Source organism: Pseudomonas palmensis, assembly GCF_049942755.1.
GTDB lineage: Bacteria > Pseudomonadota > Gammaproteobacteria > Pseudomonadales > Pseudomonadaceae > Aquipseudomonas > Aquipseudomonas palmensis.
The window spans coordinates 681,827-704,700 of sequence record NZ_CP187958.1 but is presented as its reverse complement, the minus strand read 5'-3'; the positions used below and the strand labels follow the sequence as shown (position 1 = coordinate 704,700).

General features: G+C 61.0%; 24 protein-coding genes. 8 read left to right on the top strand and 16 right to left on the bottom strand.

Going from position 1 to position 22,874, the window contains the following annotated elements:
- Positions 1-3: 3 nt before the first annotated feature.
- The 13 genes from ACPRTJ_RS03240 to mgtA all read right to left on the bottom strand — a co-directional run bounded on the left by ACPRTJ_RS03240 (position 4) and on the right by mgtA (position 11,307).
- Positions 4-1,710, bottom strand: a complete 1,707-nt coding sequence (locus tag ACPRTJ_RS03240; RefSeq protein ID WP_426428048.1) for a ParB family protein — start codon at positions 1,708-1,710, stop codon at positions 4-6.
- A 1-nt stretch (position 1,711) separates the two neighbouring features.
- A complete protein-coding gene (locus ACPRTJ_RS03235; RefSeq protein WP_426428046.1) occupies positions 1,712-2,056 on the bottom strand; it encodes an Arc family DNA-binding protein in 345 nt (114 codons plus the stop codon).
- A gap of 10 nt (positions 2,057-2,066) precedes the next feature.
- Complete coding sequence (gene yejK, locus ACPRTJ_RS03230) at positions 2,067-3,071, bottom strand: nucleoid-associated protein YejK (RefSeq protein ID WP_426428044.1); 1,005 nt, start codon at positions 3,069-3,071, stop codon at positions 2,067-2,069.
- Positions 3,071-3,304, bottom strand: coding sequence for a hypothetical protein (locus tag ACPRTJ_RS03225; protein WP_103469987.1), 234 nt, complete (start codon positions 3,302-3,304; stop codon positions 3,071-3,073). Before ACPRTJ_RS03225 ends, yejK begins: the two co-directional genes overlap by 1 nt.
- Positions 3,297-3,824: a hypothetical protein gene (locus tag ACPRTJ_RS03220; protein ID WP_426428042.1), complete on the bottom strand. Its 528-nt coding sequence runs from the start codon at positions 3,822-3,824 to the stop codon at positions 3,297-3,299. The genes ACPRTJ_RS03225 and ACPRTJ_RS03220 overlap by 8 nt, the downstream gene beginning before the upstream one ends.
- Entirely contained in the window at positions 3,814-4,002 is a 189-nt protein-coding gene (locus tag ACPRTJ_RS03215; protein WP_330077077.1) for a hypothetical protein, read from the bottom strand. The genes ACPRTJ_RS03220 and ACPRTJ_RS03215 overlap by 11 nt, the downstream gene beginning before the upstream one ends.
- Entirely contained in the window at positions 3,999-5,345 is a 1,347-nt protein-coding gene (gene dnaB / locus ACPRTJ_RS03210; protein ID WP_426428039.1) for a replicative DNA helicase, read from the bottom strand. Before dnaB ends, ACPRTJ_RS03215 begins: the two co-directional genes overlap by 4 nt.
- Positions 5,342-6,040: a DUF2786 domain-containing protein gene (locus ACPRTJ_RS03205; RefSeq protein ID WP_103518246.1), complete on the bottom strand. Its 699-nt coding sequence runs from the start codon at positions 6,038-6,040 to the stop codon at positions 5,342-5,344. The genes dnaB and ACPRTJ_RS03205 overlap by 4 nt, the downstream gene beginning before the upstream one ends.
- Positions 6,040-6,282, bottom strand: coding sequence for a hypothetical protein (locus ACPRTJ_RS03200; RefSeq protein ID WP_426428037.1), 243 nt, complete (start codon positions 6,280-6,282; stop codon positions 6,040-6,042). The genes ACPRTJ_RS03205 and ACPRTJ_RS03200 overlap by 1 nt, the downstream gene beginning before the upstream one ends.
- Complete coding sequence (locus ACPRTJ_RS03195) at positions 6,279-7,031, bottom strand: hypothetical protein (protein ID WP_426428035.1); 753 nt, start codon at positions 7,029-7,031, stop codon at positions 6,279-6,281. Before ACPRTJ_RS03195 ends, ACPRTJ_RS03200 begins: the two co-directional genes overlap by 4 nt.
- A complete protein-coding gene (locus tag ACPRTJ_RS03190; protein ID WP_426428033.1) occupies positions 7,024-7,911 on the bottom strand; it encodes a ParA family protein in 888 nt (295 codons plus the stop codon). The genes ACPRTJ_RS03195 and ACPRTJ_RS03190 overlap by 8 nt, the downstream gene beginning before the upstream one ends.
- A 308-nt stretch (positions 7,912-8,219) precedes the next feature.
- Positions 8,220-8,570 carry a DUF2493 domain-containing protein gene (locus tag ACPRTJ_RS03185; RefSeq protein ID WP_043864234.1) on the bottom strand — a complete coding sequence of 117 codons (351 nt, stop codon included), beginning with the start codon at positions 8,568-8,570 and terminating at the stop codon, positions 8,220-8,222.
- Positions 8,571-8,595: 25 nt separating this feature from the next.
- Positions 8,596-11,307, bottom strand: a complete 2,712-nt coding sequence (mgtA, locus tag ACPRTJ_RS03180) for a magnesium-translocating P-type ATPase (RefSeq protein WP_426428031.1) — start codon at positions 11,305-11,307, stop codon at positions 8,596-8,598.
- A gap of 1,054 nt (positions 11,308-12,361) precedes the next feature.
- Between mgtA and ACPRTJ_RS03175 the strand changes: the two genes are divergently transcribed.
- The 6 genes from ACPRTJ_RS03175 to nadA all read left to right on the top strand — a co-directional run bounded on the left by ACPRTJ_RS03175 (position 12,362) and on the right by nadA (position 18,673).
- Positions 12,362-13,552, top strand: coding sequence for an NAD(P)/FAD-dependent oxidoreductase (locus ACPRTJ_RS03175; RefSeq protein WP_058541512.1), 1,191 nt, complete (start codon positions 12,362-12,364; stop codon positions 13,550-13,552).
- 26 nt (positions 13,553-13,578) lie between these two features.
- Positions 13,579-13,941: a DUF1641 domain-containing protein gene (locus tag ACPRTJ_RS03170; RefSeq protein WP_078480035.1), complete on the top strand. Its 363-nt coding sequence runs from the start codon at positions 13,579-13,581 to the stop codon at positions 13,939-13,941.
- A gap of 26 nt (positions 13,942-13,967) precedes the next feature.
- Complete coding sequence (locus ACPRTJ_RS03165; RefSeq protein ID WP_043864230.1) at positions 13,968-14,786, top strand: methyltransferase domain-containing protein; 819 nt, start codon at positions 13,968-13,970, stop codon at positions 14,784-14,786.
- 218 nt (positions 14,787-15,004) lie between these two features.
- Entirely contained in the window at positions 15,005-15,874 is an 870-nt protein-coding gene (locus tag ACPRTJ_RS03160; protein ID WP_043864299.1) for an isocitrate lyase/PEP mutase family protein, read from the top strand.
- A gap of 40 nt (positions 15,875-15,914) precedes the next feature.
- Complete coding sequence (locus ACPRTJ_RS03155) at positions 15,915-17,405, top strand: YdgA family protein (protein ID WP_426428028.1); 1,491 nt, start codon at positions 15,915-15,917, stop codon at positions 17,403-17,405.
- Between the two features lie 209 nt (positions 17,406-17,614).
- On the top strand, positions 17,615-18,673 hold the full coding sequence (gene nadA, locus ACPRTJ_RS03150) for a quinolinate synthase NadA (protein ID WP_213607178.1): 1,059 nt from the start codon (positions 17,615-17,617) through the stop codon (positions 18,671-18,673).
- 82 nt (positions 18,674-18,755) lie between these two features.
- Here the strand turns inward: nadA and ACPRTJ_RS03145 are convergent, their stop codons facing one another.
- Positions 18,756-20,189 (bottom strand): M48 family metalloprotease, encoded by a 1,434-nt coding sequence (locus ACPRTJ_RS03145; RefSeq protein ID WP_043864227.1) that lies wholly within the window; start codon positions 20,187-20,189, stop codon positions 18,756-18,758.
- Between the two features lie 128 nt (positions 20,190-20,317).
- Here ACPRTJ_RS03145 and ACPRTJ_RS03140 point away from each other — a divergent pair, with 128 nt between their 5' ends.
- Both ACPRTJ_RS03140 and ACPRTJ_RS03135 read left to right on the top strand, forming a co-directional pair.
- Positions 20,318-20,557: a sulfurtransferase TusA family protein gene (locus ACPRTJ_RS03140; protein WP_043864226.1), complete on the top strand. Its 240-nt coding sequence runs from the start codon at positions 20,318-20,320 to the stop codon at positions 20,555-20,557.
- A gap of 23 nt (positions 20,558-20,580) precedes the next feature.
- On the top strand, positions 20,581-21,651 hold the full coding sequence (locus ACPRTJ_RS03135) for an AI-2E family transporter (protein ID WP_043864225.1): 1,071 nt from the start codon (positions 20,581-20,583) through the stop codon (positions 21,649-21,651).
- A gap of 30 nt (positions 21,652-21,681) precedes the next feature.
- On the opposite strand, the gene ACPRTJ_RS03130 is transcribed toward ACPRTJ_RS03135, so the two are convergent.
- Together ACPRTJ_RS03130 and ACPRTJ_RS03125 are read right to left on the bottom strand one after the other, a co-directional pair.
- Positions 21,682-22,155: a peroxiredoxin gene (locus tag ACPRTJ_RS03130; RefSeq protein ID WP_043864224.1), complete on the bottom strand. Its 474-nt coding sequence runs from the start codon at positions 22,153-22,155 to the stop codon at positions 21,682-21,684.
- A gap of 11 nt (positions 22,156-22,166) precedes the next feature.
- Positions 22,167-22,727 (bottom strand): glycine cleavage system protein R, encoded by a 561-nt coding sequence (locus tag ACPRTJ_RS03125; RefSeq protein ID WP_043864223.1) that lies wholly within the window; start codon positions 22,725-22,727, stop codon positions 22,167-22,169.
- Positions 22,728-22,874 lie beyond the last annotated feature (147 nt).

The window sequence follows — 22,874 nt, the reverse complement described above, 5'->3', positions numbered from 1 at the left end:
TGTTCAGTTGCCCTGGGCTTCCGAGGACCGTTTGAACTCTTCGATTTCCAAGTCGATCAACCGGCGAGCCAGTCGAATGATGCGGAACAGTTTGACCAGCGCGCCGTCGCTCAAACGGCCGTCGTCTCCTGGAGACTGTTCAGCACTCAAGGGCTGGCCCAACAGCAGTTGGCCTAAGCCGGCTGCAAATTCAAACTCAGCTAATGCGCTGGTAGGATCTGGTTGCTCGTTCAGCATCTTCAGAGCGATAGCCATGGCCCCGCTCAATGACTGAAGCAGCGTCACGGTATGTTGAGCTGTTGCAGTGATTTCGACATCGGTGTCGGGCTGTTTGTATTTGAAACCGATCCCGCCATCGATTGCCTGGATATCGCCTGGGCCGTTGACGGACTCGAGAATCTCAACTGCCAGCTGGGCTACCTGGTTGCGCAATTCTGCAGCCTGGTCAATCTGCCGCTCGATGTACCAAAGGTCTGTGATGGGGTGCAGTCCGCCGGCCTGTACGGGAATGGCGACCAGACAGTTCGCGTTGAAATCGGGTAGGGTTTCCCCACTGAGGGCGGCAACCTTCGCTTTAGTCTCGATCACCCGCTGGCTGAGGTTCGCTGGGGACGCAATGTGCCCTGCAACTCGCTCCTGCTGCTCCTCTGGTGTGAGCGAAGCTCCCGGCGCTGGAGCTGCTGGCTGTGGTGGTGTCTGCAGAGGCCGCTGCGAAAGACCAGTATCCTCAGATGGTTGTTGCGATGGCGGAAGGGTAGAGCCTGCCCCAGTGCCTGGCGCAGGCGCAGGTAGAGTAGAAGTCGAACTGGTGATCGGCAATTCAACCACCGGCGTCGAGCGACGAAGCTTGTCCTGCTGTTGAGTGATTTCCAGCAGAATGTCCTCATAGCCCAACAGCAGCGATTTTTTCATCGTGCCGATGAGCTCGTCTTGAAAGCGCTGGAACAGGAACTCTTCTGCCTCGCCTTCGAACTGAGCAAGAACGTCCTGGAACAACATTTCGAAGTCGACGCCTTCATTGCTGTAGTGCTTTTCCCAGCAGGCCAGCGCCGACTTCCTTAACGACAGTATTTTCTCGATCTGTGGCTTGCCGAGACCGTTGTAGAGGAGAGCAGGTACGGCAGGGAGCAGGTGCTGAACCGTGTCTAGCATCCTGCTGATATGAGAAGGGGAGATTGGGTATCCGTCCTTCGTCAGACGGCGAGAGAGCTCTCGAATCCCAATCACCTCCCCACTCTCGGATTCATACAGCGCTTTTGCGTTCCCCACACCCACGGCGCGCTCGATGAACTTGAGTTCACCCTTGAGATCCTCAGCCAAGTGGCCGGTGAGCATGATGATTTCGCCGCGGGCTTGGTCCCAAGGGCGGAACAGCACGTGGAGGCGCTGGTACAGCGGGTCGTTGGTCTCTTGGAACAGCTCCTTCAAGATCGAAATGCGAGTATTGCCACCGTTGCGGATACGGTACTTCTCTTCCCCTGGCCGACGAGTTACAGGCGGGGGAGTGTCGAGGCCGCGGTTGCGTATCGACTCCTTGAGTTCATCGTACCGAGGGTTACGGGTGGTACGAGGGTTGTCCTCCCAAGGGAGGACCTCGTCGATGCTCAGCACGAGTGGGGTATCAGCGATAGGGTCACTCATGGCGGCGGCGGAACCTGTAGGGCTGAAGCCTGGAGCCAGGAGCTTGGATTTGAGGTCTGTAGCGGCCATATCAAGCTCCTACCGCAGCAACGTGGGACAGAGCCAGTGGAGTTTGCTTGCGGACCAGGTGCAACACCTCCTGGATGTCGTCCTGTGTAGGAACGGCGTTTTGCAGCAGTCGATCGATGATCTTGTAAGCGCGAGCCAGCTCTGACTTGAGATTGTCGTCTGGTGAGCCGGCCTGGACCTGAGCAGTATTGTGTTGGTCATTGAGCAGCGATTGCTCGAGGCGCTCGATGATCTCGCTGTTCATGGAGCGATGATTGTCGCGGGCGACTTGAGCGACACGTTCACGCATGCCATCAGGCAGGCGGACCACAAATTTGTCAGCGGTGCGGGAATTGGTTGCGTTCATGGTGTTCTCCTTACTGGCGGCGCTTGAGTTGGTCGGTGAGCTGAGTGGGCAGGTTCTTGATCGTCAGCGAGCCGGTGTCGGCGTCGTAGGTGACGTTGGAACCGAGCAGGTGCGCCTCAAAGCTGATCGACAGACCTTCGGCGCGGCCGGTGAAACGGCGGAACTGGTTGAGCGTGCGCTTATCGGCCGGGATTTCCGGGGATAGGCCGTAGTCGCTATTGCGGATGTGGTCGTAAAACGCCTGAGGGCGGTCTTCATCGAGAGTCTGAGACAGCTCTTGAAGAGAGAGGGGCTGCCCCAGCTTCGTTTGGGTGGTGGCATAGTCGAGTAGCGCGTGGGTTTTCTCCCGGGCGCTTTCTTCTGGGAGATCTTCTTTCTCGACGTACTCGGTGAATGCCTTGAGAAGCGTGCGGGTTTCACCTGGCCCGTCGACGCCTTCCTGGCACCCGATAAAGTCGCGGAAGTAGTCCGAACTCTTCCTGCCGTTCTTGCCTTTAACGAAGGAAATGTACTGCTTCGAGTTTGGGTTGTTGCGCCACTCGCTCAGGTTGATCCGGGCCGCGCAGGAGAAGTTGCTGGTGTCCAGGTAGCGAGAGACCACAACATTAAGATCACCGTCCAGGCCGACGGTTTCGACCTGCTGGAGGACGGCGATCATCAGGTATTCAGTCAGACCTTGTTGGTAGTGGCTGAAGAGCACATGGCCGCCAGTGGACAGGTTGACCTCTTCGATCAGTTTCTGCAGGTGCTCGACAGACACACGGCTGAAGCTGGTGAAGTCTTGCTGCTCCTCCAGGTACTGTTTCAGCCAACCGCTGAATGGGTACGCACCCGACTCCCCATGGAAGAAGCCCCACGCTTTGCCTTGCTTGGCGTTATAGCTGTCGTTCAGGTCGGCCTGGAGGCTCTCGACGGCATCCGTGGCCGGGAGCTCTGTGTCACGTGCGTGAAGGACGGCCGGGTTGCCGTCGGGCTGCTTATCGAGCTGGTGAACGATTGCGTGTCGGATCGGCATTATTGAATCCCCCGGGAGGTGATGTTTTGGGCCTCGGCACGGCGGAGCAGCGCCCGAGTGTTACGCTCGGAACGGCGGTCGCTGGGCGTGCAGGACGTGAAAATCGGTGTAAAGCCCGACTTGCTGAATTTCAGGTGCCCGCTGTTGGAGCGGGAGAGAGTCCAGCCTTCGGAGAGGGCGAACTCCGCAAGCCGGCGAACACTGTCGTGCGCGCCGCGAAGGAGGTTACGCATTGGAGCTGGCCTCCTTCTGGCAAAGTGCATCACCGGCTTGGATGGCCACGATTTCCGGGGTGCAGCCGGGGTATTGGGTGGCAAGGTCGGTGAGGAACTCACGTGCAGTTTCGCGCGATCCAGGGATGCGGAAGACCACGGTGCAATGATGAGCCTCGTCCTCGGAGCTGGTCAGATAGGGGGTTACTGCCACCTTCAGACCGCAGCTCAGGAGATGTCTTGGTACCCATACGGACCAGAAATAGTTGGTCAGCAGGGCTGGTTGGCCAAGAAGGGTCGCTGTCAGCGTTCCAGCATCATCGCTTTCCAGCTCGATGTACTGCAGCCGGGCAAGCTCTTGCATAGCCTCATTCAGCTCAACAGGCAGCGTGGTTTCACCGAACTGGGTGAGCCGTGAGATAACCTGGCCGAGAGCATCCAGCCAAACCGCGTTTACGCCAGAGTGGTGCGCAAAGGCTAAGGCCGATTGGTCGGTGTTTGCGATCGCAGGGATCGAAGGGTAGATTTGCTCAACTTGCATTGGGCACCTCCGAAAGAGGATCGAGGTCGTAGCTGCCGCAGACCGGGCATACCAGGACCTCTGCCTCACCTTCAGGGGTGTGCTCGGCGGGATGCACCTGCCGTACTTGATGCAGCGCGAAGTGCCGGCCACAGCTATGGCAGGCATGCGTAATCGGATGGGGTTGCATGGACGTCATGCGGCAGCTCCTTGCCAATGATCGGCAGTGAGGTTTGCGAATCGGGTTTGGTTGGCGATGAAGGCTGCACGGACATAGCCGACGGGGCCATTGCGGTGTTTCCCAATGATCAGTTCGGCAACGCCTTTGAGTTCGGTGTCCTCGTTGTACACCTCGTCCCGATAGACAAAGAGGATGAGGTCCGCGTCCTGCTCGAGAGCCCCGCTGTCCCGTAGATCAGCATTCACGGGGCGCTTATTGGGACGGCGCTCGAGTTCCCGATTGAGCTGGGAGAGGGCCATGAAGGGGCAGTTGAATTCCTTGGCGATCCCCTTAAGTGATCGGGATATTTCGCTGATTTCGTTGACCCTGTTTTCTTGACCAGGACTCCGCATGAGCTGCAGGTAGTCCGCCATGATCAAGCAAGGCTTCCCGAAACGCCGGCTAGCACGTCGAACCTTGGCTCGCATAGCGGCAGGGGTCAGGTTCGCGCTGTCATCGATGACCAGTCGGTTGCCATAGGCGTTCATGCGATGGACGGCGGCTGATAGTTTGGGCCAGTCCTCATCCTGCAGCTGACCCGAAAGTAGCCTGCTCAGATCGATGTGGCCCAGAATGGCCAGCATTCGATAAATCAGGGCCTCGGTAGGCATCTCCATGCTGAAAACCAGCACGATCTCGTCAGGCGAATTGGTCAGCGCAGCATCGACGGTGCTCAAGCAGAACGAGGTTTTGCCCATGGAGGGGCGCGCGCCTACGATGATCAGATCGGCTGGCTGCAAACCACGGGTCATCTCGTCAAGGTCGGTTATCCCGGTCGGCACACCGGTCACCGTCACATGGCCATTGAAATTGGCGTCGATCTTGTCGACGACAGAGAGCAATGCCTCATTCATGTCGGTGAATTCGCTAACCACACGACCTTCGCCCAGTTTAAACAGCTTCTGCTCTAGCGTGTCCTGGACCTCAGCCGCGTCAGCGGCGAGTTCAGCAGCGTCCCGAGTCCCCTGAAAACACAGGGACATGATGCGGCGGAGATGGGCGCGGTTGCGCACTATCTCAGCATACGACCGGATATTCGCTACAGACGGAGTGTTCTTGGCCAGCTCTGCCAGGTAGGAGAGGCCTCCAACCTCCTCAGGGATGGCCATCGCCTCAAAAATCGTCACTATATCGAATGGGCTGTTTTTTTCTGACAGCTCCTGGATGGCAGTGAAGATCAGCCTGTGTTGGGATAGAAAAAAGTCGTCGGCCTGCAGTAGATCACCGACCAGATCCCAGGCTTCGTTGTCCAGCATCAGCCCGCCCAGAACGCCTTGTTCAGCCTCGACTGAATGAGGAGGGGAAAGGATCAGATCGGTCATCTGGCACCTCCCTGGGCAATTCCTGGCTGTTCACTGCGGCCTACTCCCCGGTGGAGCTGAGCACGCTGACCCTGCTTAATTCCTGCGTACAGCGAGCTACGATCGTGGCCCTTGGCTTCGCTTGGCGTGATGTCGAAGCGCTTCAACTCAGGGTGATGTAAGGTCAAGTAGGCAGTGATATCAGCCTGGATATCTGGGGCTAGGTCACCAGCGAATTCTCGAACTTTGTAGGCCACTGCCCCGATCCAGCCCTCAGCAAAGAGTTGGCCGCGACGTCGTTTGGTCTTCAGCTGGCACCGTTTCTGCTGCGAGACATGCTCGCGACGTGCTTTCTGCAGTTGCAGGACGAGGCTGCTGTAGGCATAAGCAGCCAGATCCGGGCCGATACCCTTGCCCAGGAACTTGAAGCAGTACCCTTTCAATGGGTGGTAGTAGGAGAGGTGGCTGCAGTCGAAAGCGGCTGCGCACGTTGCGGCCAGGGAGTGCAGCCAATCAGCCGGGGAGCGGCGAGTGCCAGTGGGGACGCTTGTTTCTAGAACCTGGCTGGCTCGAAGTTCGTCGGACTCGATGTTGTACTTGGCCATCAGCGAGCGGGCCTGGCGCAATGCGGTTGCGGCCTCGTTCGTGTTTGCCCCCGGGCTATTGGCCAAGGACATCAGCTTGGTGACCTTGTCGAGGATCTTCTGCTTGTCCATCATGAACCCTCCCCTGCGCGGCGAGGTCGGCTGCGCAGCGCGGATGCGACCAAGGCCAGGGTGTTCAGCACGCCGAAGACACAGAGCGCATAGGCTGAGTAGACCGCTCCCTGCAACGCGAGCTCGACATGGGGGGCTTTGAAGATCGAGCCCAAGCCATAGGCAGTGGCCAGTGCCACAGAGCAGTTCATGAGATACAGGCAAAGCGAGCCCGCGAATTGAGATATGTGGGCAAAGCTCATGCTTGGCCCTCCTGCCTGTCCGCTGCAGGCACCAAGGCCTCTTGCCAGAGGCGAAGGGTCTCGCGTTCGTCTGCTGTCAAGGCAGCCAGGCCTACAGCTTCGGCCACTTTCTCCTGCAGGAGCCGCAGGCGTTCTTCAACCGATGAACCATCGTCATAAGCAAGGTGGCTGGTCAGGTCGCTGATCATGAAGTAGCGGAGTGATCTGACATTCCCGGCTCGGTGTTGCTCCACTGAATGCCCATGGAGCCGAGCAGGTGTCTTCAGCTCGTTTCTGATGTAAACGTTGAATTCAGAAGGGTTGTAGGAGGTGTTTAACTGCCGTGCACGATTCAGAATGAGTGCGGCTTTGATCGTCTCCAGCAGTTCTTCGTGAGTCTCGGTAGGCAAGGGGAACGTACGGGCTACCAGTTGTTTCGACTGAGCATCACGCGCATCTTGCCGGCGTTTCGATTCTTTCTCGGAACGAACGCGCTTTTCCTTCGCATGGGTCACGTTGTGACCGATCGAATCAACGAGTTGTGCGGCACTACGCAGTAGCTCGCGCTGTTCAATGCTCAGAAGGTCACCGAGCGAACCGAGCAATCCGGCACCCATCTTCCAACCGTTGGCTAGCTTGTGCAGGTCTCCAGACGCGGATGTCAGCTTTTTCTGGATGCCGCGTAACTCATTGGAGCTGTAGAGTTTCCCAATCCTGAGGACTTCATCGGCCGTGATCCCGGCAGCCTCGGTAATCGCGTGCTTACTCATCGCGGCGGGCCTCCTTGGCGATCTCGGCAACACGCTCTTCGGTCATTGCCTCGAAGCGGTCTTTCCATTCTGGGAACGCCTCGATAGCCAGGCTGCGGATGACGTTCAGCGCCGACGGCGACTTACGGTTCGACGGTTGACGATATTCAAGCCGATGCGCCGGCACGCCTTGGCTCGCGGCTTTCTTGAAGATGACGGCATCTGGAATGATCGATTGCAGGACGGTGTAGTCAGGGTTCCCGTCGAAAATTTCACGGACGGTGCGGTGGATCTCGCGCGCGTCAGCAGTTTCATCCAGGCCGTTGATGATGATGTTGATGTGGGGAATGGTGAGGCCGAGGCGTGCGTAACTGCGCAGGCCATCCATCATATGGATGGTCCCACGGCTGAATTCGCGCGCGGCCAACATGTTCGGGGGGAGGGGGGAGAGGACGATGTCGGATGCAAGAACGACCATCTCCAGCATCGCAGAGCGGGCGCCCTGGGTGTCAAAGAGGATGAGGTCGTAATCGGCATCGAAAGCCGACATCAGGTTGGCTAGTCGCAGTCTGCCATCAGGCGCCTGCAGTATGAGGTTGTTGAGCTGGTTGTTGGCGTCGTTCGAGATGATGACGTCGAGATTCTTGATCGACGTGCGGGAGATGATCTTGGCCGGGTCGGTCTCGTTGTACGACAGCAGCTCGAAAATGCCGCCCGGGGCGGTGTACTCCAGGGGGAAATAGGATGATGCGGAAGGCTGGACGGGGTCCAGATCGATGAGGAGGGTGCGCAGCCCAGCGTCTGCAGTGAATGCTCCCAGATTGGTGGACCCGGTGGATTTACCGGTGCCGCCTTTGGTGGAAACCTTACCTGCTCGTCTTGCTTTCTTCGGATGTGTCATTGCCATGCCTCTAATGTGGATTTCATTAGAGGCTGCGTGCCTAGGCGCTGGAATGGTGCTTAAAACCCCTCCCTAGATGGAAATTTCGGCCTAGATCCCAATTGTCTTTTAACCAATTGGTCGTAGGTTCGAATCCTACACGACCCACCATTTCGAAAAACCCGCTTTCCATGAGAAAGCGGGTTTTTTTTCGTCTGTTGAATTTCCCTCCCTGTTCAGCAACTGAACCGTGATCTGCGGGTTGACCTGGAGATTGCGTTCGCGCCAGCTCGGCTGGGTGCGAGCTGGCGCGGGAGGGGGTCACCGGTTTACGGGTTGCCTGCCGAGAGTGTCTGCAGGCCCTGGCTTCGGGCCTGCTCGAGCAGTTCTTCGGTGTCTGCCCCGCCGGGCAGCGCGAGCACGATGTCCGGTCGGCTATCGGCCAGCATGAAGCGGTTGCGCAGGCGTTCGGCCTGTTTGCCGTGGTGCTGCCAGTTGGGTGGGTAGCGCACGATGTGGGCTGCGTTTTCCCGGGCCCAGTCCTCGATATGTGCACCGAGGAACTGACTGCCACCGTGGATGACCACCTGCACCGGGTGCAGGCGCTGGAAAGCTTCCAGAACCTGCCGGCACACCCGGCTGTCGGCGTAATGGCGGCCGGCGCAAATCAGTACGCGCATAGGCGTTCTCCCTGAGCCACGTTCTTCAGAACCACTGCTTGAAGCGGCGGATGTACAAGGTCTTCATGGTCTGGGCGACCACGCAGTAGCTGAGCAGTGTGCCCACCAGCCAAGGGAAGTATTCCCACGGCAGCGGAACCAGGCCGACCATGCTGCCCAGCGGCGAGAAGGGCACGTAGATTCCCAGCGCCATCACCAGCCCCGTCGCCAGCATTACCGGCAAGGCTGCAGTGCTCTGGATGAACGGGATCTTGCGGGTGCGCAGCATGTGCACCACCAGGGTCTGGGACAGCAGCCCTTCGATGAACCAGCCCGACTGGAACAGGCTGGCCATTTCCACGCTGTTGGCGGCGAACACGTACCACATCAGCGCGAAGGTGGTGATGTCGAAAATGGATGAGGTTGGCCCTATCCATAGCATGAACCGCCCGATGTTCCGGGCATCCCATTTGCGTGGCTTGGCCAGGTACTCCTTGTCCATCTTGTCCCATGGCAGCGCCAGCTGGGAGAAGTCGTACATCAGGTTCTGCAGCAACAGGTGAATCGCCAGCATCGGCAGGAAGGGGATGAAGGCACTGGCGACCAGCACCGAGAACACGTTGCCGAAGTTGGAGCTGGCGGTCATGTTCAGGTACTTCATGATGTTGCCGAAGGTCTCGCGACCCTTGATCACCCCTTCCTCCAGTACCATCAGGCTCTTTTCCAGCAGGATGATGTCTGCCGACTCCTTGGCAATGTCGGTGCCGCTGTCCACCGAGATGCCGACGTCGGCGTCGCGCAGGGCAGGGGCGTCGTTGATCCCGTCACCCAGAAAACCGACGGTGTGGCCGTTGGCTTGAAGGGCCTTGAGCACACGGGACTTCTGCAGTGGCGTGAGCTTGGCGAACACCGTGCGCTCTTCCACCTGGCGCGCGAGCACCTCATCGTCCATGTGCTCGATGTCGCGGCCCAGCAGCGGCTCGCCTGCCTCCAGGCCCACTTCCCGGCAGATCTTGGCGGTAACGGTGGGGTTGTCGCCGGTGAGTACCTTGACCGTCACGCCGTTGTCGCGCAGTGCGGCGATGGCCGGGCCGGCGCTTTCCTTGGGCGGGTCGAGGAAGGTCAGCAAGCCTTCGATGATCAGCTCGCGCTCATCGCTGGCGCTGTACTGGGTCTGCGTCTCGCCTGCGGCTATTTGGCGGGTACCCACCAGTAGCACGCGAAAGCCGTCGCGGTTATAGGCCTCGGCGAGTTTGAGCAGGGCCGAACGGCGCTCGGCATCCAGGCTTACGGCAGTGCCCTGCTGGCGGACCCGGCTGGCGGTCTCCAGCATCTCTTCCACGGCGCCCTTGCACACCAGCAGGTGACCACCACTGGCATCGGCCAGTATCACCGACAGACGCCGACGTACGAAGTCGAAGGGCAGTTCGTCGACCTTGCGCCAGGCTGCCGGAGGGGTGAACTGCGGATTGTCCTCGGCGAAACTGACCACGGCGCGGTCCATGAGGTTTTTCATGCCGCTCTGGTGGTGGCTGTTGAGCCAGGCCAGTTGCAGCACCTCGTCGCAGCGGTTGCCGCCGATATCGACATGGTGTTCGAGGATGATGCGGTCCTGGGTCAGGGTGCCGGTCTTGTCGGTGCACAGTACGTCCATGGCGCCGAAGTTCTGGATCGCGTTCAGGCGCTTGACCACTACCTTGCGCCTGGCCATGGCGGCCGCGCCCTTGGCCAGGTTGGCGCTGACGATCATCGGCAGCATTTCCGGGGTCAGGCCAACCGCTACCGCCAGGGCGAACATGAAGGCTTCGGCCCAGTCCCCCTTGGTGAAGCCGTTGATCAGCAGCACGATGGGCACCATCACCAGCATGAAGCGGATCAGCAGCCAGCTCACGCTGTTGACCCCGCGGTCGAAGGCGGTCTGCGCGCGGGAGCCGACGATGGAGCGGGCCAGTGAGCCGAAATAGGTACGAGCCCCGGTGGCGACCACCACGGCCGTGGCGGTCCCGCTGACCACGTTGGTGCCCATGAAGCAGATGTTGGGAAGGTCCAGCAGGTCCTGTTGGTCGGCGGCCTGGGCCTTGGCGGATTTTTCCTGCACCGCACCCAGGGTGTCGTACTTTTCCACTGGCAAGGCTTCGCCGGTCAGTACCGCCTGGCTGATGAACAGGTCGCGGGACTCGATCAGGCGAATGTCTGCGGGGATCATGTCGCCGGCAGACAGCTGGATGATGTCGCCCACCACCAGTTCGCGCATGGGTAGTTCTCGAACCCGCGCCTGGGCCCCTAGCTGCTCGCGCCGCAGCACGGCTGCGGTGGTGCGCACCATCGCCTTCAGGGCTTCGGCGGCCTTGGCCGATCGGTGTTCCTGCCAGAAACGCATAACGCCGCTCGCCAACACCATCACCAGCACGATGATCACGCCGGTCAGGTCGGTTTCTTCGCCGGCCTGCAGCGGCAGCCAGAAGTCGGTGAAGAAACTGATACCCGTCAAGGTCATCAGCACATAGATGAAGGGGTTGTTGAAAGCGTGCAGCAACTGCACCAGTGCATGGGGCGGACGGTCATGGGCGACTTCGTTGTGGCCGTCCCGTTGCAGGCGGCCCTGGGCTTCTTCTTCGGTGAGCCCGGCGGGGCTGGAGTTGACGTTGGCCAGGGTAACGGCCAGGCCGTTCTGGGCCTCGCGCGCGGCGCGCATCGACAGCTTGTTGCTGTCACGGGTGGGGTGGGTGTGGCGGGGTGTTGGGTTTTTTACAGTCATGGTCTGTGCTCCTGCCGCCTGCTCGCGGCACGACACACCGACAACTCAACTAATCATAGGCGAGTGAAAGTATGTCGAGTCGCGGGCAGGCGATCGATTCGAAGAGTGGGATCTTTAGCGGTGACGTTCGCTGCCTGTTGAATGAACGTGCACAGGCAGCGAACCGACTACTGGCCTCTTCCATAATGTGCTCCACAGATTTTTATTAATGCGAAGGCAATAAATTGCCGGCGAATTTTCCAACTAGGAAATTCGTTTTTTAATAAGCGCAAAGTTGCCGTTTATTCAAGGGGAAGTACGCACCCCGAATGCATGCAAACCTGGATCAGGCGTGCTGCAGAAACAGGGCGGCGCCCCGACTCGGTGGGTCCTGACTGTCGTCCAGGCTCCAGCGCTGCTGGCGTTGGCCGCTTGTGGAGCAGGCGCGCCAACGGGCCCGCAAGGCGCTGCTGGCAGGGGAGTCGCAGGGGAGGCTTGGCGCACGCACGGGCAGCCTGGGCGCGCGCAGAAGCCTGGCCCGCAGGGCTGAAGTGAAGGCGCGTACGCCCGGTATTGCAGAAGAAGTGAAGTACATAACGTGTGCCTCGCGACCGGACGAACCGGGGAGGCAAGCCACGTTGGAGCATCAAGCCCTAGCGCAGCTTACCCGACCGCGGAGTCGAGTCCCGTCATTTTCAGGGTTAAGTGCCTGGCGTTGCGCAGCGGCAATGACCAGACAGCGTCTAGATACTATGTCCATTGGCTTCTTTGGTGAGTTGAAAAAAGGCCGGATTTCCGGCCCGCGCAATTTACTCAGGAGGGGGAGCGAAGTCAACAGCAATCAGGCGTGAAAATTGAAACGTTAATAAAATTTCACACAAACCAGTCAGCGGCAGAGGAGAGTCTGCCTGTGCCAAGAAATAATGCTGAGTGGGCAGAGTTTCACCGGTGGAAGGGTAATGTTTTTTGAAACAGCAATTAATGTCTGTTTTGCTATAGCGATTCTGTATATGGCATTTTTTTATAATTGCTATGGTACTTGGCATGGATTCAAAACCAGCCAGGGAGTGGGGCTATGTCTAAAACTATTGTCGTCGTGGGGGGAGGTGTAGGCGGCACGATGCTCGCCAATCAATTGGTCAGACAACTATACCCGGAAATACTCAAACATCAGGTCACGGTCAAACTGCTGTCGAATTCGCCGGATCATTATTACAAACCTGCCTTCATGTACGTTGCCTTCAACAGCTATTTCCAGGAAGACCTGAAACGGCCCGAGCGTTCGCTGTTGCGGCCTGAAATCGACTTCCAGGTGGAGGAGGTGACCCGCTTCGACTTCACCGGGCAAACCCTGCACACCCGCTCTGGAAGGCGCGTGGGCTATGACTTTCTGGTGATCGCGACGGGCTGCGTACCCGCTCCCGAGCGCATCGAGGGGCTGCAGGAGGCGGGGGATCATTTCTATCAATACAAGGCGGCGCGACAATTGGCGCAACGTCTGATGACGATTGAAAAAGGGCGCATCTTCATATCCGTTTCTTTCCCACAGACGCCCAATGTTCCGCATCAGTGCGGTATTGCGCCGGTGGAAACTACCTTGATGCTGGATGACTTGCTGCGCCGTCGCGGTGTTCGCAATAACATTGAAATTGTTTATACCTATCCGACCACTGCGCAATTGCTCAGAAACTGTCTGTTCATGCAGCGGCCAACCGGAGAACTGTTGCCCACCCTTTTTGAACAGAAGAACATCAGGTTTCAGCGTGGCTTCACCCTGGACCGCGTGGACCCGGATCAACGTATTGCCTATTCGGCCGAAGGCCAGGCGCAGCCGTTCGACATCCTGATGGCGACCCCACCCATTCGTGCAGTGGACGCGGTGATACAGAGCGGTGCGTCCCAGGCCCCCAACAACGAGGGCTGGCTGCCGACCAACCACGAGACCCTGCAGGTCTACGGCCTGGAGAACGTCTACGTGATCGGCGACACCATGGACCTGCCCATCAGCAAGGCGGGCGGTGCCTGCCATAACCAGGCACCGGTGGTGGCCAACAACATCGCCGGCGAGATCCGCCTGGGCACCCCCTGCGCCGTCTACGACGGGAAGGTCCAGGCCGTTGCGCAGATGGGCCTCAACGCCGGCATGCCACTGACCTACAACTACCAGCAGGATGTGGTGCCCACCCCGCCGACCAAGCTGGGCGGCCTGTTGCGCAATGGATTCAACCGGGGTCTCTACTGGGCGGTTGCCCGTGGAATGATCTGAGTCGAGCGGTGCAGGAGTACGTCGATATGGAAACCTTCGAACCTACCGTGGAACACCTTGCTCACCCGGGCGTTGACGCCCTGATGAAAAAACTCGAACCGCTGCTGGTCAGTGGTCGCATGGACAACATCATCGACTTGCTGTCGCTGGGGTCCGACCTGGTCGACCTGCTCGACACCGCGATGGTGGACAAGCTGGCCCATGGGTTCGAGGACGTGACAGCCTTGACCTGGACCGTGGGCAACGCGCTGCGCATGGCGCAGGCGCAGAGCAGCGATACCCAGCCACCAAGCCTGCTGGGCCTGGTGCAACTGCTGCGCGAGCCGCAAACGCGACGTGGTATCGCGCTGGTGTTGAGGGTGTTGAACAATCTTGGACGGCAATATTGATCGCATGGAGCGAGAGGAACGTGGCAATGCTTGTAAAACAGCAACAGGGTCTGCGCGGGAGTACGACCTGGGACCCGCAAGGCTATCAGCAGTTTTCGCGTTTGAGGGAGCGTCCGGTGATCGAGCTGCTCGATCACCTGCCGTTGCAGGCACCAGCGTCCATCTATGATTTGGGCTGTGGTACCGGAATCGCCACCCGGCTGCTGGCCGAACGCTGGCCGGAGGCACAGTTGTTCGGCGTCGACAGCTCGGCGGAAATGCTCGCCGAGGCCCGAGCCCTGCCGGTCAATGCCCAATGGCTGAACAGCGACATAGGCCAGTGGGAGCCCAAGCAGCCGGCAAGCCTGCTGTTCGCCGCTGCCGTGCTGCATTTCATGGAGGACCACGAAAACCTGCTGCCGCGGCTGCTCGGCAATCTGCACGCCGGCGGCTACCTGGCGCTGCACATGCCCAACTGGCGGGATGCACCCTGGTACCACCTGATGCTCAGGGCCCTGAGCGAATGCGGGCCTGCGGGCCGGGTGATCGGCACGCTGGAGCTGCGCAAGTTCATGTCGGCGCGCAATGTCCTGTCCCTGGACTGCTACTACCGGTTGCTGGCGCCGCTTACCAGCAAGCTGGATATCTGGGAAACCGAGCATCTGCAGGTGGTCGAAGGCCAGTCGCCGGTGTTCGACTGGGTCAAGGTTTCGGCACTGCGCCCGGTGCTCAGCTCCCTGGATGACGAGGACCGTGAGGCCTTTCTGCGCAAGTACCTCAGGCTTCTGGAAGCGCACTACCCGCGTGAGGACGACGGGCGCACGCTGTTCCCGTTCAAGCGCACCTTCATCGTGGCCTCGGTCTGAGATTGCCCTTGGGCGGTCACTCTCGACAGCCCTGCAAGCCGCGACTGGTCTCTCCCTCAGAATGAGGGGTGTCAGCGCGTGCAGGGCTTCTGGAGGGGGGGGCGTTTTCGTTTTCTGTTCGCTTATTTTTGTTTGGGTTCGGGTCTGGCGACTGTCGGAGTGTCGGGCAGGAATGGTATGTTCTCCTCCAGAATGAAGATGAAGAAACTGGAATGATCATGCCTAGAGCCTCCCACCAAGATTTGCGCCGTGCCTTTCGTAAACTCCTGGCCTCCCCGGTCTGCTATCACACGGCTTCCGTGTTCGACCCGATGTCTGCGCGAATCGCCGCCGACCTCGGCTTCGAAGTCGGCATCCTGGGCGGCTCGGTGGCTTCGTTACAGGTGCTGGCGGCTCCGGACTTTGCCCTGATCACCTTGAGTGAATTTGCCGAGCAGGCCACGCGCATCGGGCGTGTCGCACAGCTGCCGGTGATCGCCGACGCCGACCACGGCTACGGCAACGCGCTGAACGTGATGCGCACCGTCACCGAGCTCGAGCGCGCCGGCGTGGCTGCGCTGACCATCGAAGACACCCTGCTGCCTGCCCAGTTCGGGCGCAAGTCCACCGATCTGATCAGCATCGACGAAGGCGTGGGCAAGATCCGCGCTGCCCTGGAGGCTCGCGTCGACCAGGAGCTGTCGATCATCGCGCGCACCAATGCCGCGCTGATCCCGGTCGAAGAAGTCATTGCCCGCGTGGTCGCGTACCAGAATGCTGGCGCGGACGGCGTGTGCATGGTCGGCATCCGCGATTTCGATCACCTCGAAGAGATTGCCCGCCACGTCAGCGTGCCGCTGATGCTGGTGACCTACGGCAACCCGCAGCTGCACGACGACACGCGCTTGGCCGAGCTGGGCGTGCGTATCGCCGTGGATGGCCATGGCGCCTACTTCGCCGCGATCAAGGCCACCTACGACTGCCTGCGCGAGCAGCGCCGCATCACCAGCAGCGCCTCGGACCTCAGTGCCACCGAACTCACCCATACCTACACCGTACCCGGCGACTACATCGTCTGGGCGCGGGAGTTCATGGACGTCAACGAGTAACATCGCTTCACCTCAATATGGATAGCAAACGGATCAATTCATGAAGAAAACACTGGGAGTGGTGTGCGGGCTTGCCGTCGCCGTAGCGGCCGTATGCACGGCCGGGGCGTGGTATACGGGCAAGCAGTTGCCTGGCGTGCTGGAGCACGCTACCGCACAGTCCAATCTGCAGATGCAAAAGTCGTTCAAGGGCCTGGGTGCCACGGCGCGGCTTGAGCTGGTATCGCTGGAGCAACACCTGTTCAGCAGTGTCGCGCGTTACAGGTTCACCGTGCAGAACCTGGAGCTGGGCGATGAGCCGAGCAACCTGGAACTGACCCTGGTCGATCGCATCGAGCACGGGCCGTTTCCCTGGCAGCGGGTCAAGGCATTCAAGCTGATGCCGGTGATGGCGGCATCCAGCACCTCGATCGAGAAGGATGCCACCACAGCCGAGTGGTATGCGGCCAGCGGTGATGTCTCGCCGGTGCAGGGCGAGTTCAGCCTGGGCTATGACCAGTCGTATGACGGCACGTTGAGGCTGATGCCGCTGGACATCGCCAAGGACGGTTCGTCGGTGAAGTTCTCCGGCTTCGACCTGGGCATGAGCGGTGACTTCGAAGGCAAGCGCCTCAAGCTCGACGGCAGCATGGGCACCTTGCAGGTGTCGATGGTCGATAGCGAGACGCCGCCGCTCAAGTTCGACCTCAAGGGCCTGAAACTGGTTGCAGACCTCACCCTGACGCCCTACGACTTCTATGAAGGCCAGGCCGACGTGACCCTGGACGACAGCGCCTTCACCTTTGGCGAACGCCAGGTACCGCTGACCGTCAAGGGTGTGGAGCAACGCAACACCTACAAGGTCAACGGCGACAAGGTCGATGCCAGGGCCGCCTACAAGGTCGACGCCATCACCTATGACGGCAAGGCCGTGGGCGGCGGGCAACTGGTGGTGGCGGTCAACCGCTTCGATATCCCTGCGCTGCAGGCGATCATGGCGATCTATGAGAAGCACATGCCCCAGTTGCAGGAGACGGCCGCTGCCGGCCAACCGCCCGAGCTGGAGCTGAATGCCGAAGAGCAGGCGCTGATGCAGGTGCAGATGATGCAGTTGCTGGCGGGCAAGCCTCAGGTGGCCGTGGAGGACCTTTCCTTCAAGACCGCCAACGGTGAAAGTCGCTTCAACCTCACCCTGGACCTGGCCAAGCCGACGTCGGCCGACCTGCCTTCCGATCAGCTGGTGCGCCAGATGATCGAGAAACTGCAGAGCAGCTTGTCGCTGTCCAAGCCGATGATCGGTGACCTGGCAGCCTTGCAGGCCAGCCTGGAAGGGCAGGACGAGGCGCAGGTCAAGCAGGCCGCAATGGCCGGCGAGATGGTCGGGCAGATGGCCTTGTATTCCAAGCTGGCCACGCTCAAGGGCAATGACATCATTGCCAACCTGCACTATGCCGATGGCCAGGTGGCCTTCAACGGGCAGAAGATGACCGTTGAAGAGTTCGCCGCGCTGGTGATGTCCAGCCTCGGCGGCCTGCAACCGGCAGGCAACTGACCGCTGGGCTGGCGGGCTTGCCCCGCCAGCCTGGTTTGGCAAAAAACCCTTTAGAATTCATTCGATTAACTGTAGCCTTCGGCAACCCATAAAACCCGAGGCCGCAGAGGGTCTTTGGTTCTGTCGTACAGGCTGAACCGTTATCCGATTTGCCAGGGCTCGGTGATACACTCGACTTACGCGCACTAGCGCCTGCAGGTCTTGCGAACATGACCCAGATTTCCGAACGCCTTCTGGTCCAGGCCCACCTCGACGCCAAGCAGCCCAAGCCGCTGACGCCCGAGCAAGAGGCTGACTACCGTGCCGCCATCGCCGCCGAGCTCAAGGCTCAGGACGCCGTGCTGGTGGCCCACTTCTACTGTGATCCGGTGATCCAGGCCCTGGCCGAGGAGACCGGCGGTTGCGTGTCCGACTCGCTGGAGATGGCCCGTTTCGGCAACCAGCATCCGGCCAAGACCGTGGTGGTGGCCGGTGTACGCTTCATGGGTGAGACGGCGAAGATCCTCAACCCCGAAAAGCGCGTGCTGATGCCGACCCTGGAGGCCACCTGCTCGCTCGACCTGGGTTGCCCGGTGGAGGACTTTTCGGCGTTCTGCGACAAGCACCCCGAGCGCACCGTGGTGGTGTATGCCAACACGTCGGCGGCGGTCAAGGCGCGGGCCGACTGGGTGGTGACCTCCAGCTGTGCGCTGGAGATCGTCGAAAGCCTGATGGACAACGGCGAGACCATCATCTGGGGGCCTGACCAGCACCTGGGCCGTTACATCCAGAAGAACACCGGCGCCGACATGCTGCTGTGGGACGGTGCCTGCATCGTTCACGAGGAGTTCAAGTCGCGTCAGTTGCTGGACATGAAGGCGCTGTACCCGGACGCGGCGATCCTGGTGCACCCCGAGTCGCCAGAGGCGGTGATCGACCTGGCCGATGCGGTGGGTTCCACCAGCCAGCTGATTGCGGCTGCGCAGCGCATGCCGAACAAGACCTTCATCGTGGCCACCGACCGCGGCATTTTCTACAAGATGCAGCAGCTGTGCCCGGACAAGATCTTCGTCGAGGCGCCCACTGCCGGCAACGGCGCGGCGTGCCGCAGTTGCGCGCACTGCCCGTGGATGGCGATGAACACGCTTGAGCGCACCTTGCAGTGCCTGCGCGAGGGCAGCAACGAGATCTTCGTCGAGCCGGCGCTTATCCCGCAGGCACTCAAGCCACTCAAGCGCATGCTGGACTTCACCCAGGCGGCGCGGCTCAAGCTCTCCGGCAACGCCTGAAAGCAGCATCGCGGGTCGAGCCCGCTCCCACAAGGGGGCGGGGCTGACCCGCGATATGGTGTGCGCGCTACCTTGATGCGTGTCAGCGCATCATGTCCTTGACCATCCGCTGCTGTTCCATCAGCTCGCGCTGACGGGCATCGATCTTCGACGACAGCACAAAGTTGTTGCCCGCCCGCTGCTTGGCGTAGTCGAGCTGCTGCAAGGCCTGGTCGAAGTCGCCCACCAGGGCAAAGTACTCGGCGCGAGCCTGGTGCAGGCCGATTGTGTTGCCCGACAGGCCGCGAACCTCCGCCACCTCATACCAGACATCCGGGTCTTGCGGCCGATTCTTGAGCAGCGCATCCAGCGCCTTCTCTGCCTCGGCCGGGCGGTTCTGCTTGAGCAGCAGGTCGATGCGTGACTGCTGCAGCGGGTAGTTGCCCGGGTACAGGGCTCGCATCTTCTCCACCCGTTGCTGGGCATCGGCCAGGCGGTTGTTGGTGACGTCCAGGTCGATCTGCGCAAGGTTGTAGGTGATGTCGTTGGGTGCCTTGGCGAGCAAGGGCTTGAGGCTCTCGCGGGCCTCGTTGAGCTGGCCGCCCTTGATCTGCGCCAGTGCCAGGCCGTAACGCGCCGCATCCAGGTTGGGGTTCTCGTCCAGCAGGGCGCGGAAGCGCTTGGCACCCAGGCCCGGCGTGCCTTCGTAGGTCAGTTGCAGGCGTGCACGAATCAACTGGTAGCGCAGGCTGTCGTCCACACCGCCCTTGGGGGCCTGTTCGGCACGGTTGCGGGTGTCGGCGACCCGCGACTCGGTAACCGGGTGAGTCAGCAGAAACTCCGGTGGCTTGGCGCTGTACTGGTACTGGCGCATCAGCCGTTCGAACATGGTCGGCATGTTGCGCGGATCGTAGCCGGCCTTTTCCAGGTTGAGGATGCCGATGCGGTCGGCTTCCTGTTCGTTCTGGCGCGAGAAGCGCCGTTGTTCCTGGATGGCGGCGGCCTGGGTGCCGGCAATCGCGGCGATGCCGGCATCGCCAGCCCCGGCCGCGGCGGCAATGATGCCCACCAGCAGGGCGCCCATCATCGGCAGTTGCATGCGTTGCTGGGCTTCCACGCCGCGGGCGAAGTGGCGTTGCGACAAGTGCGCCAGTTCGTGGGCCAGCACCGAGGCGTACTCGCCCTCGGTCTGGGCGTTCAGGAACAGGCCGCCGTTGACCCCCACGATCCCGCCGGGGGCGGCGAAGGCGTTGAGTTCCTTGCTGTCGATCAGGATGAACTCCAGGCGCCGGTCCTGCAGCTGGCTGGTTTCGGCAAGGCGGTAGACGCTGGTTTCGACGTAGTCCTTGAGCTGGGGGTCCGACAACTGGCGCACGTTGCCGCGCAGCAGGCTCAACCAGGCGCGGCCCAGTTGGTGTTCCTGTTGCGGGGAAACGATGGCCGAGCTGGCGTCGCCGAGTGACGGCAGGTCGTCGGCATGGCTCGGTAGAGCCAGCAGGCAAGCCAGCGTCAGCAGGGTAGGGCGCAGAAAATTCATGCACGAAGCTCGGGTCGACAAAGAACCTTACTGTAGCCGGCTCACACGTTGACGACCAGTGGCGGTATCCTACGAGGTCTGTGCATGCCGCTACCTGCCGTGGGCATGCACCTGCCTGGAGAAGCCCGATGACCGATGCCGTACCCTGCGACGCCGAACTGGATGCCAGCGGCCTGAATTGCCCCTTGCCGTTGCTCAAGGCCAAGATGGAGCTCAACCGCCTGGGCAGTGGTGCAGTACTCAAGGTGGTGGCCACCGATGCCGGCTCGCAGCGCGACTTCCGCACTTTTGCCCGCCTGGCCGGTCATACGCTGCTGCATGAGCAGGCCGACGCCGGGGTCTACACCTACTGGCTCAAGAAAGCCTGAACCTTTCTCTTTAAGGATCACCGATGTTCAAAGTGCTTCGTGGCTGGCTGCACCGCTATTTCTCGGATGAAGAAGCGGTGGTGCTGGCGGTCCTGCTGTTTCTGGGGTTCACCGCGATACTGACCCTGGGCGGCATGCTGGCGCCGGTGCTGGCGGGCATGGTGCTGGCGTTCCTGATGCAGGGCCTGGTCAATGCGCTGGAGCGCCTGCGGGTGCCCAGCAAGGTGGCGGTGGGGCTGGTGTTCCTGCTGTTCCTGAGCGCGCTGGCGGTGTTCCTGCTGGTGCTGGTGCCGTTGCTCTGGCACCAGTTGATCACCCTGTTCAACGAACTGCCGGGCATGCTTGGCAAGTGGCAGTCGCTGCTGTTGCTGCTGCCGGAGCGCTACCCGCATCTGGTCTCGGATGAGCAGGTGCTGCAGGCCATCGAGGCGATGCGCGGCGAGATCGGCAAGTTCGGTCAATGGGCGCTGACCTTCTCGCTGTCGAGCCTGCCGTTGCTGGTCAACATCATGATCTACCTGGTGCTGGTGCCGATCCTGGTGTTCTTCTTTCTCAAGGACCGCGAGCAGATCGCGCGCTGGGTCAGCGGCTACCTGCCGCGCGAGCGGGCCCTGATGACCCGCGTGGCCGAGGAGATGAACCGCCAGATCGCCAACTACATTCGCGGCAAGGGCATCGAGATCCTGATCTGCGGCGTGGCCACCTACATCGCGTTCATCGCGCTGGGCCTGAACTATGCGGCGCTGCTTGCGCTGCTGGTGGGGTTGTCGGTGGTGGTGCCGTATGTGGGGGCGGTGGTGGTAACCGTACCGGTGACCCTGATTGCCCTGTTCCAGTGGGGCTGGGGCGACCAGTTCATCTACCTGATGGCGGTGTACGCGATCATCCAGGCGCTGGACGGCAACGTGCTGGTGCCGCTGCTGTTCTCCGAAGCGGTCAGCCTGCACCCGGTGGCGATCATCTGCGCAGTACTGCTGTTTGGCGGATTGTGGGGCTTCTGGGGGATCTTCTTCGCGATCCCGCTGGCGACGCTGTTCAAGGCGGTGCTCGACGCCTGGCCGCGGCGTGAGCCGGTGGTGGCGCCGCTGCTCTAGCCGCGGCGCACGCTTCGCCGGCGAAGCGCTTCAGCCCTTGTTCAATGCTTGCGCCTGCGCCAGCACCGCTTCCACATGCCCGGGCACCTTCACGCCGCGCCATTCCTTGCGCAGCACACCCTCGCTGTCGATCAGGAAGGTGCTGCGGTCCACCCCCATGTATTCCTTGCCGTACAGCTTCTTGAGCTTGATCACGTCGAACAGCTGACACAGGGCTTCGTCCTTGTCGCTGATCAGCTCGAACGGGAAGCCCTGCTTGGCCTTGAAGTTCTCGTGGGACTTGAGCCCGTCACGCGATACGCCGAACACCTCGGTGTTGGCCGCCTGGAACGCCGCGTACTGGTCGCGAAAGCCCTGGCCTTCGGTGGTGCAGCCCGGGGTGCTGTCCTTGGGGTAGAAGTAGATCACCACTTGGCGACCCTTCAGGCCGCTCAGGCTGACGGTCTTGGCGCCGGTGGCTTGCGCCTCGAAATCGGCGACGGGTTGGTCGAGTGCTACGGCCATTGCGGGTTTCCTTACATGGGGTTCTGTGGGCGCCACGGTTCGATCAGCGCATCCAGGTTCAGGGCGTCGGAGAAGTCCAGGAACTGGTCACGCAGCCAGCTGATCTGGGTGCCGGCCGGCAGGGTCACGGTGAACGTGGCGTTGAGCATGGTGCCGCCGGTCTGTGGTGCCTGATAGGTGTCGCAGGTCAGGTTCTCCAGCTCGACGTTGTGGTCGATGAAGAACTGGCACAGCTCGTTGATGATGTCGGGGCGGTACGCGGCACTGACATAGGCGACGTAGGGCAGCGACAGCGGGCGCACTTCGAGTTCGGCGCTACGCACCACATTCACGGTGAAGGTGTGCTTCTTGGCCAGGGTCGGCAGCGCCGCTTCGAAACGCGCCAGGGCGTCCCAGCTACCGGTGACCTGCAGCACCAGTGCGCTGCACTCGCCGTGGCGGGTCAGGCGCGAGGTGACGACCGAGCAGCGATTGTCGTTGCTGGCCCGGCACAGAATGTTGGTCAGTTCCATGGGGTTGGCGCCCAGGGCACTGATGACAAGGAATTGTTCGCGAACGGTGGGGGTGGACATGCAGCATTCCTAAAGCGATGAGCGGTCGGTACGTGACGGGGCAAATAGGCTTGTCGGCGTGGTTCCGTGGCTCAGGATCGAGGGCTCGGGCACTGTCGGGGCGCGTTGTCGGCAGCCCGGCGGGCCGCTGTGTACCGATCAAAGAGA